Genomic DNA, 12,475 nt, shown 5'->3' on the forward strand with positions numbered 1-12,475 from the left:
GGGCGACCAGGCCGGGGAGGCGCGGGTGGCGCTCGACGCGCACCGCGCCTCCCCGGCACCATGGGCGGGTGACCCCCGCACCGACCTCGACCTCCGACCGTGCCGTGGCCCGCTGGGCCGCCTTCTCCGCCGACCCCGCGGGCGGCAACCCCGCCGGGGTCGTGCTCGACGCCCGCGGCCTCACCGACGCGGAGATGCAGGCGACGGCGCTCGCCGTCGGCGACGCCGAGACGGCCTTCGTCGTCGGTCCCGACCTCGACGGCGACGGCCGCCGCCACCGGGTGCGCTACTTCTCTCCCGTGGCCGAGGTGCCCTTCTGCGGCCACGCGACCGTCGCGACGGCGATCGCGCTCGCCGAGCGCGACGGCCCGGGCCGCGTCGTGGTCGAGACCGCCGTCGGCCCGGTGCCCCTCGTCACGACGGTCGAGCCCGACGGGGGAGCGCGGGCGTCGTTCACCTCGCCCGAGCCCCACGTCGAGCCGCTGGAGCCGGAGGTGCTCTCGCGGCTGCTCGGGGTGCTCGGGCTCCGGGCGACGGAGCTCGAAGCCTCCCGGCCCGTGCTGGCGGCCTGGGCCGGCAACCTCCACCCCGTGCTGCCCGTCGTCGACCGCGCGGCGTTCGACGGCTTCGTCGTCGACGCGGGCGCGCTCCGGCCGCTGATGGACGAGCAGGGCTGGGCCGGCACGGTCACCGTCGTCCACGAGCTCGGGATCGACGACGACGGCACCCTCGTCCTGGAGGCCCGCAACCCCTTCCCGGTGGGCACGCTCGTCGAGGACCCGGCCACGGGGTCGGCCGCGGCCGCCCTCGGGGGCTGGCTCCGCGCCTCCGGCAGGGTCGTGCCGCCGGCCCGGGTCCGCGTTCACCAGGGCGCCCACGTGGGGCGGCCTGGGGTGCTCGACGTGCTCGTGCCGGTCACGGGCGGCGTCGTGGTGTCGGGCCGCGGCGTGCGGATCGACGCGGGGGCCGCGGGGGCGGGGCCGGCGAGCTAGGCGCCGGTCTCCGTCGGCTCGTCGGTCTCCGTCGGCTCGGCGGGGCCGGTGGCTCGTGCGGGGCCGCCGCGCTCGTCGTGGCGCTCGGCGAGGCCGGCGAGGTCGATGTCGAGCAGGTCGTGGAGCCGCTCGTCGCGGCCCTCGTCGTAGCCCGGGGCCGGCGCGGCCGCCCAGCCGATCCGGTCGACGACGGTGCTGCCCACGTCGTCCCACGCGCGGGCCCGCGCCGCGTCGACCACGGCGGCGACGAACGCGTCGTCGCGGCCCGCCCGGCCGAGCTCCTTCACGAGCGCCTTGTGGGTCGCCTCGCGGAGGCGGAGGGCGTCGACGTCGTCGACGCGGTAGTCGAACTGGTGCTGTGACTGGCCGTACGAGCGGTGGGTGCGGCGGCGCACCCGGCGCAGGCGGCGGGCGCCCTCGAGCTGCTCCTCGGTCAGGCGGTCGATCTCGGAGCGGACGAAGCCGGTGGCCACCTCCTCGTCGAAGGGGAGGCGCTCCTGCAGGGCCCGGCGGATGACCTGGTTGGCGGTCGCGACCACGAGCGACGCGCGGATGATGAGGAAGCCCTCGTCGACGGCCCGCTCGAGCGGGCTCGGGTCGGCGCGGCGCGCGGTCGGTCCGGTCGTCACGGGCGGGCCTCCTCGGGTGGTCGGCGGGCGGGACGGGCGGACGGGCGACCGCGCAGTGGTCGGACGGGTGGTCGGCGCCGCCCGCGCCCCCGGTGCGTCGACCCTACCCACGGGGCCGCCCAGGCGTCGTCCGTATCGTGGCGCCATGACCGCTCGCGAGCCCGCCCCCGTCAGCACCGTGGCCCCCGACCTGCTGCGGGCGCCGGTGATCAGCCAGCACTGGGGCGGCCTCGCCTTCGCCCACTGGCGCGTCGAGCCCGAGCGCGTGGCGCCGCTGCTGCCGCCGGGCACGCGCCCCGACGTCCACGACGGGTCGACCTGGGTCGGCCTCATCCCGTTCGAGCTCTCGCGCAGCGCCTTCGGCCCGCTCCCGCCGGTGCCGTGGCTCGGCACCTTCCTCGAGACGAACGTGCGCCTCTACTCGGTCGACGACCTCGGTCGCCGCGGGGTGGTCTTCCGCACCCTCGAGGCCGCCAAGCTGCTGCCCGTCGTGACCGCGAACGCGGCGCTCGGCCTGCCCTACCGCTGGGCCTCGATGAGCCGGCGCCGCATCGGCGGAACGGTCGAGTACGCCTCCCGCCGTCACGGCCCCGGGCCCCGGCCGTCGACGCGGCTCGCCGTCCGCCCCACCGACGAGGAGGTCGTCGGCGACCCGCTGGCGGAGTTCCTCACCGCACGCTGGGGCATGCACGTCGCCCGCGGCGGGACGACCAGGTACTGGCCGAACACGCACGGGGCCTGGCCGCTCCGACGGGCCGAGCTGATGGACCTCGACGACGAGCTCGTCGCCGACTCCGGGCTGCCCGGGGTCACCGACCGCGCCCCCGACTCCCTGCTCTGGTCGGACGGCGTCGACACCGTCTTCGCGCCTCCCGGAGGCCGGTGGGAGGCGCCCTGAGCGTGCCCCGACGACGAGGGCACGCGACGGGCGTCGCGCGCGGGTGCGCGGCCCACTACGGTTGCTGGCATGGTTTCCTCACCCGACGACCCGACCGACCTCGCCGCACCCCCCGCGGGAGGGGCGCCGGGAGCCGGGGTCGACGAGACCGCGCAGGAGGCGCCCGCCGCGTCGTCGACGGAGGCCCCCGGCCGTGAGGTGCTCGGCTGGCTGGAGTTCGGCGACGCCGCCCGCCACCTGGCCCGCGACGTCGTCGCGGCCGACTTCACGCCCGACGTGATCGTGGCGGTCGCGCGCGGCGGCCTCGTGCTGGCCGGCTCGATCGCGTACGCCCTCGACACGAAGATGTGCGGGTCGATCAACGTCGAGTTCTACACGGGCGTCGACGCCCGCCTGCCGGAGCCCGTGCTGCTGCCCCCGACCCTCGACGCCCCGTCGCTCGCCGGCAAGCGCGTGCTCGTCGTCGACGACGTCTCCGACTCCGGCCGCACCCTCGCGCTCGTGCGCGACCTGCTCGCCGAGGTCGCCGACGAGGTCCGCACCGTCTGCCTCTACAGCAAGCCGCAGACCATCCTCGAGCCGGACTTCGTCTGGAAGCGCACGGCGCAGTGGATCACCTTCCCGTGGAGCGCCCTGCCCCCGGTCACCCGCGACGCGACGGTGAGCCGCGAGGCATGAGCATCCACCTGGTCGGCGGCGGCTGGTCGCCCGACGCCCCCGACATCTACGAGCCCTTCGTCGCCGAGGCCGCCGTGCGCGGCGCCGCCCTGGGCCGCGCAGTGCCCCGCGTCGCCGTGCTGGTCGTCGTGGCCGACGGGTCGCCCGGCGACGAGTTCGTCACCGGCTGGCCGGCCCTCATCGCGCACGGCGGGCGCTGCGAGGCCGTCGTCACGGTCGTGCAGGCCGGCGCGGCCTTCGACACCCGGGTGCTCAGCGACGTCGACGGCCTCGTCGTCGCCGGCGGCCTCACGCCCGCCTACCTCGAGTCGGTCACGCCGCTGATCGACCAGGTGCGGCTGCTCGTCGCCGACGGCCTGCCCTACCTCGGCTTCTCCGCCGGCGCGATGATCGCCGCCGATCGGGCCCTGCTCGGCGGCTGGCTGATCGGCGACGTCGCCGTCTGCCCCGAGGACGCCGCGGAGGGCCTCGGCGAAGTGACCCTGGGCGAGGGGCTCGGGCTCGTCGACCTCGCCATCGACGTGCACGCCGCCCAGTGGGGCACCCTCACGCGCCTCGTCGCGGCGACGGAGGCCGGCCTCGTGCGGGGCGGCGTCGCCATCGACGAGCACACGGCCCTCGTGGTCGGCGAGGGCGCGCTCGCCGTGCTCGGCACGGGCAACGTCTGGCGCGTCGAGCCGCAGACCGACGACGACGGCGAGATCGTCGGCGTCTCGGTCGGCACCCTGGGCGTCGAGTGACGGCTCACCCCCTCCGCGACCTCGTGCACCCGAGCTGGGCGGAGGCGCTCGACCCGGTGGCCGACGAGGTCGCCGACATGGGCGAGTACCTCCGCGCCGAGGTGCGGGCGGGGCGCGGCTACCTGCCCGACGGCGCGCTGGTGCTCCGGGCCTTCACCTACCCGCTCGACGAGGTCCGCGTGCTCGTCGTCGGGCAGGACCCGTACCCGACGCCCGGCCACCCGATCGGCCTGTCGTTCGCGGTCGACCCGCACGTGCGGCCCGTGCCCCGCAGCCTCGCCAACATCTACCGGGAGCTGCACGACGACCTCGGCGTGCCGGTGCCGGAGCACGGCGACCTCACCTCGTGGTCGGAGAACGGCGTCATGCTGCTCAACCGGGTGCTGACCGTCCGGCCCGGCGAGGCGGCGTCGCACCGCGGCAAGGGCTGGGAGCCGGTCACGCAGCGCGCCATCGAGGTGCTCGCGGCCCGCGGCGGCCCGCTCGTCGCCATCCTCTGGGGGCGCGACGCGGCAGGCCTCGTCCCGATGCTCGGCGAGGTGCCCACCGTGCAGTCGCCGCACCCCAGCCCGCTGTCCGCGTCGCGCGGGTTCTTCGGGTCGAGGCCGTTCAGCCGCACGAACGAGCTGCTCGTGCAGCAGGGCGGGCAGCCGGTCGACTGGGCCCTGCCCACGGAGCCGGCCGCCGCCTCCTGACGGCCCGCCCTGTCGGCGGGCGACCGCGACGTGCCAGAGTGGACGGGTGCTCGAAGAGGAATACCAGACCCGGCGGCGGCTGCCGCGTGAGCTGCGGCCCGCCCCGCTGCCCGAGCCGGCGTTCAGCTTCGAGATCCGCCCCGCCGTCGCGGCCGACCTGCCGTACGTGCGCGAGATCTACAACCACTACGTGCAGAACTCGACGGTCACCTTCGACGAGGAGCCGATGACCCTCGCCGACTGGCGTCGCAAGGCGGGGGTGGCCGCGAAGCTCGGCATGCCGTTCCTCGTCGCGGTGAACCCCGCGGGCGAGGCGCTCGGCTACGCGACCGCGATGCCCTGGGGCGGCAAGGCCGCGTACCGGTACACGGTCGAGAGCTCGATCTACCTCCGCGCCGCGTCGACGGGCAAGGGGCTCGGCAGGGCCCTGCTGGAGGCGCTGGTCGAGGCCTGCCGCGAGGCCGGCATCCGCGAGATGGTCGCCGTGATCGCCGACAAGAACGCCGAGGCGTCGATCCGGCTGCACGAGTCGCTCGGCTTCACCGAGGTCGGCCGCATGGGGCGCGTCGGCTTCAAGTTCGGCCGCTGGCTCGGCACGGTGACGATGCAGAAGTCGCTGAAGAAGCGGCGCCGCGGGGAGTAGGGCGGCTGAGGCTGCCGCTGCTGCCGTTGTAGAGCTGCCGCCGCTCGGCTCGGGTCGGGCTCTGGTCGGGCTCGTGCTCGGGCTCGTGCTCGTGCTCGTGCTCGTGCTCGTGCTCTCGAATTTGAGAGTGATCGGCGCGGGTCGGACGCAGACGCGGGGCGTCCTGGTCGCTCGAGGACGGATGTCTCTCGCATCGCGGAGCGGGACGTGCGGTGGGCGCCGAGCGCTGGGCGCGTCAGGCGACGACGCGGCGCAGCAGCTGCTCGGTGGCGGCGGCGTCGCCCGGCTCGCCGCGCCAGAGCATGCGCACGATGAGGCCGTCGACGGCGAGCGAGACGACCGGCAGCCGCTCGGCGGGCACGCCGACCCGGGCGAGCACGTGCTCGAGCGACGAGTACCAGGCCTCGGCGTCGTCGCGCAGGCCCGGGTCGCGGACGGCCTGCAGCAGCATCTCGTACTGCGCGACCGCGGCGGCTCGCTCGACGACGGCGTACCGCACGAGCAGCTCGGCGAGGTCGCCCACCGTGGGGTGCTCGAGGTCGTCGAGCGAGCGGGCCCAGGTCGCGGTCGCGTGGCGGAGCGCGCTCCGCAGCATGTCGTCCCGCGACGAGAAGTAGTAGGTCGCGGCCGCGAGCGGCACGCCCGCCGCCGTGGCGACCGCGCGGTGGGCGACGGCGGACGGGCCGCCGGCCTCGAGGACGGTCAGGACCCCGGCGAGCAGGGCGCGCCTCCTCACCTCGCCCTTCGGCGTCAGGGAGGCGTCTCCGCGAGAGCCGACCCCGGGGGAGTCGCGGGTCGGCTCGACGGGCGTGCCGCTCCGCTGCTCGCCCGTCCGGGTCACGTGGCGGCCTCGTGCCGTCCGCCGAGCTCCAGCATGGTGACGCCGCCGATCACGAGCACGATGCCGCCGAGCTGCAGGAGCGTCAGCGGCTCGTGGAAGACCAGCCAGCTGATCAGGGCGACGAGCACGACGCCGATGCCCGCCCAGACGGCGTAGGCGATGCCGAGCGGCACGCCCCGTCCCAGCGACTGCGAGAGCATCGCGAAGGCGAAGACGTAGCCCACGACGACGACGGCGTACTGCCACCACCGGGCGTCGGGCCCGCTGGTGACCTTGAGGAAGCTGGTGGCGACGACCTCGCCGACGATGGCCAGGGAGAGGAAGAGGTAGCCCATGGTGGTGACTCCGAGCCGTGCGACGATCCCGCCGAGCCGTGTGCGTCAGGCAGGGGAGCACGAGTGAGACGAATGTACCAGAAAGAGTCGTCGCTGGCTCGGCTGTCGCCCCGCGGGCACGGCGGAGCACCGCCGCCCCGGAGGGCGACGGTGCTCCGCCGTCGGCGGGTGCCGGTCAGCGACGGGCCTCCCGGCGACGCGTGACGACCAGCAGGGCGACGCCGGCCAGCAGGGCCAGCAGGGCTCCGGCGAGCGTCTCGGCCGTGTCGTCGCCCGTGTAGGCGAGGGCGGACGTCGCGGCGGCGGCCGTGGCGGTGGAGGCGCCGGTCGCCACGAGGGCCTCACGACCCGTCGCCGAGGTGGTCGCCGCGGCCGTGACACCGCCGGTGGCGGCGGTCACGACGGCCGGGCCGACGGGCTCGTCGGTCGTGGCCGGGCTGGTGGGCAGCACCGGGGTGCCGGGGTCGACCGGGGTGGTCGGGTCCGTCGGCGTGGTGGGGTCGACGGGCGTGGTGGGGTCGACCGGGGTGGTCGGCGTCACCGGGGTGGTGGGCACGACGGGCGTGCCCCCGTCGGTGTCGCTGTCGCCGATGACGGAGACCGCGGCGCCGCCGACGGTGATCGGCAGGCCGATCACGGGCACGACCTGGGTGCCGCCGAGGACGCCGTCGTCACCGCTGGTGACCGGGCCGGTGCCCGTGGTGGGCGTGGTGCCAGTGGTGGTGCCGGTGGTGGTGTAGGTGCTGCTGCTGTCGCCGATGAAGGAGACCGCGGCGCCGCCGACGGTGATCGGCAGGCCGACGACGGGGGCGACCTGGGTGCCGCCGAGGACGCCGTCGTCACCGCTGGTTACCGGGCCGGTGGCGGGGGTGGTGCCGGTGCCCGTGGTGGGCGTGGTGCCGCTGGTGGTGTCGGTGGTGCTGCTGTCGCCGATGACGGAGACGGCCGTGCCGCCGACCGTCACGGGCAGGCCGACGACCGGGATGACCTGGGTGCCGCCAAGGACGCCGTCGTCGCCGCTGGTGGCGGCGCCGGTGGTGGGCGTGGTGCCGATGGTGGTGCCGTCGGCGGTGCCGATGCCGGTGGTGGTGTCGGTGCTGCTGCTGTCGCCGACGACGGAGACGGCCGTGCCGCCGACGGTGACGGGCAGACCCACGACCGGGATCACCTGGGTGCCATCGAGGACGCCGTCGTCGCCGCTGGTCGCGGCGCCGGTGGCGGGGCTGGTGCCGGTGCCCGTGCTGGGCGTGGTGCCGGTGGTGGTCCCGCTGCTGCTGCTGTCGCCGATGACGGAGACCGCGGTCCCGCCGACCGTCACGGGCAGCCCGACGACCGGGATGACCTGGGTGCCGCCGAGGACGCTCTCGTCGCCGCTCGTCGTGCTTCCTCCCGAGCCCGAGCCCGAGGCCGTGCCTGAGGCGGGCGCGGTGCCCGTCGCCGGCGTCGTGCCGGTGCCGCTGCCCGTGCCTGCGCCGGTGCTCGAGCTGTCGCCCAGCACCGAGACGGCGGTGCCGCCGACGGTCACGGGCACGTCGAGGTCGACCAGCGCCTGGGTGCCGCCGAGGACGCCGTCGTCACCGCTGGTCTCGGGGGCCGGCGACGCCGACCCCGTCGGGCCCGAGGCGGGCGCCGTGGTCGTGCCGCTGGTGCTGCTGCTGTCGCCGAGCACCGAGACAGCGGTGCCGCCCACGGTGACCGGCAGGTCGAGGTCGACGAGCGCCTGGCTGCCGCCGCCGATCGAGTCGTCTCCACTGGTCTGTGCGGGTGCGGCTGCGGGTGCGGAGGCGGGTGCCGGGGCAGGTGCCGCCGGCACCGTCGGGGCGGTGGCCGGTGCCGCCGCGCTCGTCGCGTCGCCGACCACGGTGACGGCCGTGTCGGTCACGGTGACCGGGACGTCGACCGACACGATGCCCTGCGTGCCCGACAGCAGCCCGGCGTCGCCGCTGGTCGTCGTGACCGGCGCGGCAGCGGGTGCGGCGGGAGCGGCCGGAGCCGGAGCCGGGGCCGCGGCAGCAGGCGCCGCAGCGGCAGGCGCGGCCGGGGCTGGGGCCGACGACGTCGCGTCGCCGACCACGCTGACGGCGGTGCCGAGGGCCGAGACCGGGGCCTCGACCACCGCGGCGACCTGGGTGCCCGAGAGCAGCCCGTCGTCTCCGCCGGTGAGGGTGTCCGCCTGGGCGGCGGTGGTTCCGAGGGCGCACAGGCCCCCGACGAAGAGCGCTCCGAGGAGCCCTCTCGAGACGTGCTTGTTCATGGTCTTCTCCGTACGAGTGAGGTGTGGGCGCCGCGCGGGGCGGCGAGGGGCGCGTGTGTCGCTCGGCAGGCGGTGCCTGCGGCGGCGGGTCGGCTCCTGCTCAGCAGGAGCGCCCGCGGCGTGGGCGGGAGCCCACGAGCGACGCGACCGACCTCAGTCGGGGGAGCTGTCGGTGTCGTGCACGGGCGACGACGGGAGGTCGTCGTCGCCGTCGGAGGAGCCCGCCGTGATTGTCAGGGCGGGGAGCTGGGAGGCGCGGGTGGCGTCGGCCACGACGGCGCCGCCCGCGGCGCCGCCCGCGCCGGCGCCCTGCGAGCCCTGGCCCGAGCCGGAGGGCAGGGCGGGCTGGCCGTCGTCCGACGGGCCGGGGAGGGGCGCGGGAGCGGGGGAGAGGGGCAGGTCGGAGGCGCGGGTCGGGTCACCGGCGGAGGCGCGGTCGCCTGCCTGCGCCGCCACGATCGCGGCCCGGAGCGCGGTGCCCGCGTCGACCGCGACGACGTCGGCGGCCCCGGGCGACAGCGACGCCGTCGCGGCCGGGTCGCCCGCAGCGAGGCCAGCGGCCGGGGAGGCGGCGACGGGGGAACCGGTGCCGAGCAGGTCGCCCACGGTGGCGATCGCCGTCGGGCCCGCGTCGGGCGCGTCGCCGGTGCCGGCTGCGCCCGGCGTGGCGGGCAGGGCGGGCGCGGTCGGCAGGGCGGGCACGAGCGGCGCGAGCACGTCGGCGGGAGCCGGGGCGGCCGCGGCGTCGGCGACCGTGCCGACGGCCGCGTCGGCGACGGCGGCGACCGGAGCGACGACGGTCGCGACCGGGGCGGGGCCCGTGACGGCCTGCGCGACCGGGACGGCCGAAACGACGCGGTCGACGGTCTGCGCCACCGGGGCGACGACGCTGCTGACGGGGGCGGCGGCCGCGACCTGCTGCACGACCTGGGGCGCCACGGGGGCGACGGCCTGCACGACGCGCTGCACCGGCGGCGCGACCGCGGTGACCTGGGTGGCGACCTGCGTCGCCGACGCCACCGCGCCTCCCGCCGTCTGCGCGACCGCGGCGACGGGGGCGTCGAGCGAGCCCGTCACGCTGCCGAGGGCCTGCGTCGTCCCGCCGAGCAGCGAGGGCGACGACGCGGTGTCGGCGGAGGCCGAGCGCGGCGCGAGGGCGAGCGCGAGGACGACGAAGGCCAGCGCGAGGAGGCCGGAGAGGACCAGGAGGCGCACGAGCGAGAGCGCGGCGGGTCGCCGCGTCGTCGTCTCGGCCGTCTGATCCACGGCGCACCGCCTTCGGTCGCTTCGTCGAGTCGCCGGCTGGTGAGGGCCGGCCGCGGGGTGGTTGATCCCGCGTGCCGACATTCCTACGCCGTCGTCCCCCGCTCGTCAACGAAGGATGCTCAGATGTACCCCGCATTCCCGCCGCGGCATGGTCGTAGGCTCGGGACGATGTTCGAACTCCACCACCTCAGCGCCCACGAGCAGTGGGACTGGCTGCGCCGCGGCGAGGTCACCCCCCGCGAGCTCGCCGACCACTACCTGGCCCGGATCGAGCGGCTCGACCCGGAGGTGCGGGCCTTCGTCACGGTGACGCCGGAGGCCGCCCGGCGCCGTGCCGACGAGCTCGCCGCGGCGGGTCGGAGCGCCGCGCCGCTCTGGGGCCTGCCGCTCGCCGACAAGGACCTCTACGACCGGGCCGGGGTGCCCACCCGCTCCGGCTCGCGGCTCACAGCGGCGACCCCCGCGGCCCGCGACAGCGAGATCGCCGCCGTGCTGTCGGAGGCCGGGGCCGTGAGCCTGGGCAAGACGAGCACGCCCGAGTACGGCCTCACGGGCTACACCGAGCCGCTCGCGGGCCCGGTCACGCGCAACCCGTGGGGGCTCGGCACGGGTGCGGAGCTCGGGGCGGGCGGGTCGAGCGGCGGCGCCGCGGCCGCGGTCGCCGCCGGGCTGCTGCCGTTCGCGCCCGGCAGCGACGGCGGCGGGTCGATCCGCATCCCCGCCGCGGCGAACGGGCTCGTCGGCCTCAAGCCGTCCCGAGGCCGCGTGCCGGCGCAGTCCGGCCTCTCGAGCCTCGGCGGCCTCTCGGTGGGCGGCCCGATCGCCCGCACCGTGGCCGACGCGGCCCTGCTGCTCGACGCGATGGTGTCGCCCGACGGCCGCCCGCCCCGGGTCGACACGGCGCTGCGCGCGCCCGACTCTCCCGACGGCGCCTGGCTGGGGTCGGCGGTGCGCGGCGAGGGCCGTCACCAGCTCGGGGTGCTGACGGCCAGCCCGTGGGACGACGCCTACGACGTCCGGGTCGACCCGCGCCTCCTCGCGGTCCTCTCCGACGCCGTCGACCTCCTGGCGACGATGGGCCACGGGGTCGAGGAGGCCTCGCTGCCGGCCTCGCGGTACCCCCAGCTCTTCCGCACCCTCTGGCAGGCGGGCGCCGCGGGCATCCCGGCCGAGACCGACGACGACTTCGCCCGGCTCGAGCCGATGACGGCCTGGCTCGTGCGTCGCGGCCGCGAGATCGGAGCCCGCGAGCTCGGGGCGACCCTCGCCGGGCTCGCCGAGTTCGAGCGCAGCGTCGTGCGGGCGTTCGACCGGTTCGACGCGGTCGTCACCCCCTCGCTCGCCCTCCTGCCGCAGCCGCTCGGCTGGTACGACGCCGACGACCCGGAGCGCGCGTTCGAGCAGCAGTGCCTCGTCTCGCCCTTCACCTCCTTCGTCAACGTGGCGGGACTGCCCGCGATCACGCTGCCGGTGGGCGAGGTCGACGGCCTGCCCGCGGGCGTGCAGCTGATCGGGCGCCCCGGCCGGGAGGACGTGCTGCTGAGCATCGGCGCACAGCTCGAGCGGCGGCTGCGCTGGCAGCGGAGGCACCCCTCCGTCTGGTGACCGACGCACGAGGTGACCCGTCCCGGGCCCTCGAGCACGTCGAGGCCCCCCGTCGGGTCACCTCGACCGCGCTGCGCCGCGCTGCTCAGTCGATCGTCGGCACCGACGCGATCAACGACCGCGTGTACTCGTGCTGCGGCCGCCGCAGCACGTCGTCGGTCGCGCCCTGCTCGACGACCCTCCCGTCGCGCAGCACGGCCACCCGGTCGGCGAGGTGCTGCACGAGGCCGATGTCGTGCGAGACCAGCAGCAGGCTGAGGCCCAGGTCGGTGCGCAGCTCGCGCAGCAGCTCGATGATCTGCGCGCGGACGGTCACGTCGAGGGCGCTCATCGGCTCGTCGCCGACCAGCAGCCGCGGGCGGTGCACGACGGCGCGAGCGAGCGCGACGCGCTGGCGCTGACCGCCGCTGAACTCGTGCGGCCACCGCTCGGCGTCGGCGGCGTCGAGGCCGACGCGCTCGAGCACCTCGGCCACGAGCGCGCGGTGGTCGCCCGCGACGTGCAGGTGCCGCAGCGGCTCGGCCACCGTGTCGCCGACGCGCATGCGGGGGTCGAGCGAGCTGTACGGGTCCTGCAGCACGACGCCGGTCTGCCGCCGGAACCAGCGGAGCTGTGCCGCCCGGCCGGGCTCGACCGGGCGCCCGTCGAAGGCGACCGTGCCGTCCGTCGGGCGGTCGAGGGCCAGCAGGAGGCGCACCAGCGTCGACTTGCCGGAGCCCGACTCGCCGATCAGGGCGACGCTCTCGCCCGGCCCCACGTCGAGGTCGGCGTCGACGAGCGCGTGCCGCACCGGGCCGGGCTGGAAGGGCGACCGACGCGGCAGCCGGAACGTGCGAGTGAGGCCCCGGCCGCTGAGCAGGGGCGACGGGGTCGGCTCGGCCGCGCCGCCAGCGGTGCCC

The 12,475-nt window shown here is 76.7% G+C and carries 13 protein-coding genes; 7 read left to right on the forward strand and 6 right to left on the reverse strand.

Annotation, left to right across the window (positions count from 1 at the left end):
- Positions 1 to 68 precede the first annotated feature (68 nt).
- Positions 69 to 992: a PhzF family phenazine biosynthesis protein gene (locus tag FHR77_RS03950; RefSeq protein ID WP_341777213.1), complete on the forward strand. Its 924-nt coding sequence runs from the start codon at positions 69 to 71 to the stop codon at positions 990 to 992.
- On the opposite strand, the gene FHR77_RS03955 is transcribed toward FHR77_RS03950, so the two are convergent.
- Positions 989 to 1,621, reverse strand: a complete 633-nt coding sequence (locus FHR77_RS03955; RefSeq protein WP_167258916.1) for a hypothetical protein — start codon at positions 1,619 to 1,621, stop codon at positions 989 to 991. The genes FHR77_RS03950 and FHR77_RS03955 overlap by 4 nt on opposite strands.
- Before the next feature lie 145 nt (positions 1,622 to 1,766).
- On the opposite strand from FHR77_RS03955, the gene FHR77_RS03960 reads away from it, so the two are divergent.
- The 5 genes from FHR77_RS03960 to FHR77_RS03980 all read left to right on the forward strand — a co-directional run bounded on the left by FHR77_RS03960 (position 1,767) and on the right by FHR77_RS03980 (position 5,275).
- Positions 1,767 to 2,519: a YqjF family protein gene (locus FHR77_RS03960; protein WP_167258917.1), complete on the forward strand. Its 753-nt coding sequence runs from the start codon at positions 1,767 to 1,769 to the stop codon at positions 2,517 to 2,519.
- Positions 2,520 to 2,588: 69 nt separating this feature from the next.
- On the forward strand, positions 2,589 to 3,197 hold the full coding sequence (locus FHR77_RS03965) for a phosphoribosyltransferase (protein ID WP_167258918.1): 609 nt from the start codon (positions 2,589 to 2,591) through the stop codon (positions 3,195 to 3,197).
- A complete protein-coding gene (locus FHR77_RS03970) occupies positions 3,194 to 3,937 on the forward strand; it encodes a Type 1 glutamine amidotransferase-like domain-containing protein (RefSeq protein WP_082514310.1) in 744 nt (247 codons plus the stop codon). Before FHR77_RS03965 ends, FHR77_RS03970 begins: the two co-directional genes overlap by 4 nt.
- Complete coding sequence (locus tag FHR77_RS03975; RefSeq protein WP_167258919.1) at positions 3,934 to 4,632, forward strand: uracil-DNA glycosylase; 699 nt, start codon at positions 3,934 to 3,936, stop codon at positions 4,630 to 4,632. The genes FHR77_RS03970 and FHR77_RS03975 overlap by 4 nt, the downstream gene beginning before the upstream one ends.
- Before the next feature lie 46 nt (positions 4,633 to 4,678).
- Positions 4,679 to 5,275, forward strand: a complete 597-nt coding sequence (locus FHR77_RS03980; RefSeq protein ID WP_167258920.1) for a GNAT family N-acetyltransferase — start codon at positions 4,679 to 4,681, stop codon at positions 5,273 to 5,275.
- A gap of 235 nt (positions 5,276 to 5,510) precedes the next feature.
- Here FHR77_RS03980 and FHR77_RS16570 read toward each other — a convergent pair whose 3' ends face one another.
- The 4 genes from FHR77_RS16570 to FHR77_RS16340 form a co-directional block, all read right to left on the reverse strand.
- Positions 5,511 to 6,116: a TetR/AcrR family transcriptional regulator gene (locus FHR77_RS16570; protein ID WP_167258921.1), complete on the reverse strand. Its 606-nt coding sequence runs from the start codon at positions 6,114 to 6,116 to the stop codon at positions 5,511 to 5,513.
- Complete coding sequence (locus tag FHR77_RS03990; protein ID WP_167258922.1) at positions 6,113 to 6,451, reverse strand: DMT family transporter; 339 nt, start codon at positions 6,449 to 6,451, stop codon at positions 6,113 to 6,115. Before FHR77_RS03990 ends, FHR77_RS16570 begins: the two co-directional genes overlap by 4 nt.
- A gap of 175 nt (positions 6,452 to 6,626) precedes the next feature.
- Complete coding sequence (locus tag FHR77_RS15890) at positions 6,627 to 8,705, reverse strand: hypothetical protein (protein WP_243861363.1); 2,079 nt, start codon at positions 8,703 to 8,705, stop codon at positions 6,627 to 6,629.
- Between the two features lie 153 nt (positions 8,706 to 8,858).
- The gene (locus tag FHR77_RS16340) at positions 8,859 to 9,971 is read right to left on the reverse strand and encodes a hypothetical protein (protein ID WP_167258923.1); all 1,113 of its coding nucleotides are present in this window, start codon (positions 9,969 to 9,971) and stop codon (positions 8,859 to 8,861) included.
- Between the two features lie 168 nt (positions 9,972 to 10,139).
- Between FHR77_RS16340 and FHR77_RS04005 the strand changes: the two genes are divergently transcribed.
- Positions 10,140 to 11,576 (forward strand): amidase, encoded by a 1,437-nt coding sequence (locus FHR77_RS04005; RefSeq protein ID WP_167258924.1) that lies wholly within the window; start codon positions 10,140 to 10,142, stop codon positions 11,574 to 11,576.
- 85 nt (positions 11,577 to 11,661) lie between these two features.
- Here FHR77_RS04005 and FHR77_RS04010 read toward each other — a convergent pair whose 3' ends face one another.
- Positions 11,662 to 12,399 (reverse strand): ABC transporter ATP-binding protein, encoded by a 738-nt coding sequence (locus tag FHR77_RS04010; RefSeq protein ID WP_167259447.1) that lies wholly within the window; start codon positions 12,397 to 12,399, stop codon positions 11,662 to 11,664.
- Positions 12,400 to 12,475: the final 76 nt, after the last annotated feature.

Origin of the sequence: Frigoribacterium endophyticum, assembly GCF_011759585.1 — a bacterium.
In the GTDB taxonomy this organism is placed as follows: Bacteria; Actinomycetota; Actinomycetes; order Actinomycetales; family Microbacteriaceae; genus Frigoribacterium; species Frigoribacterium endophyticum.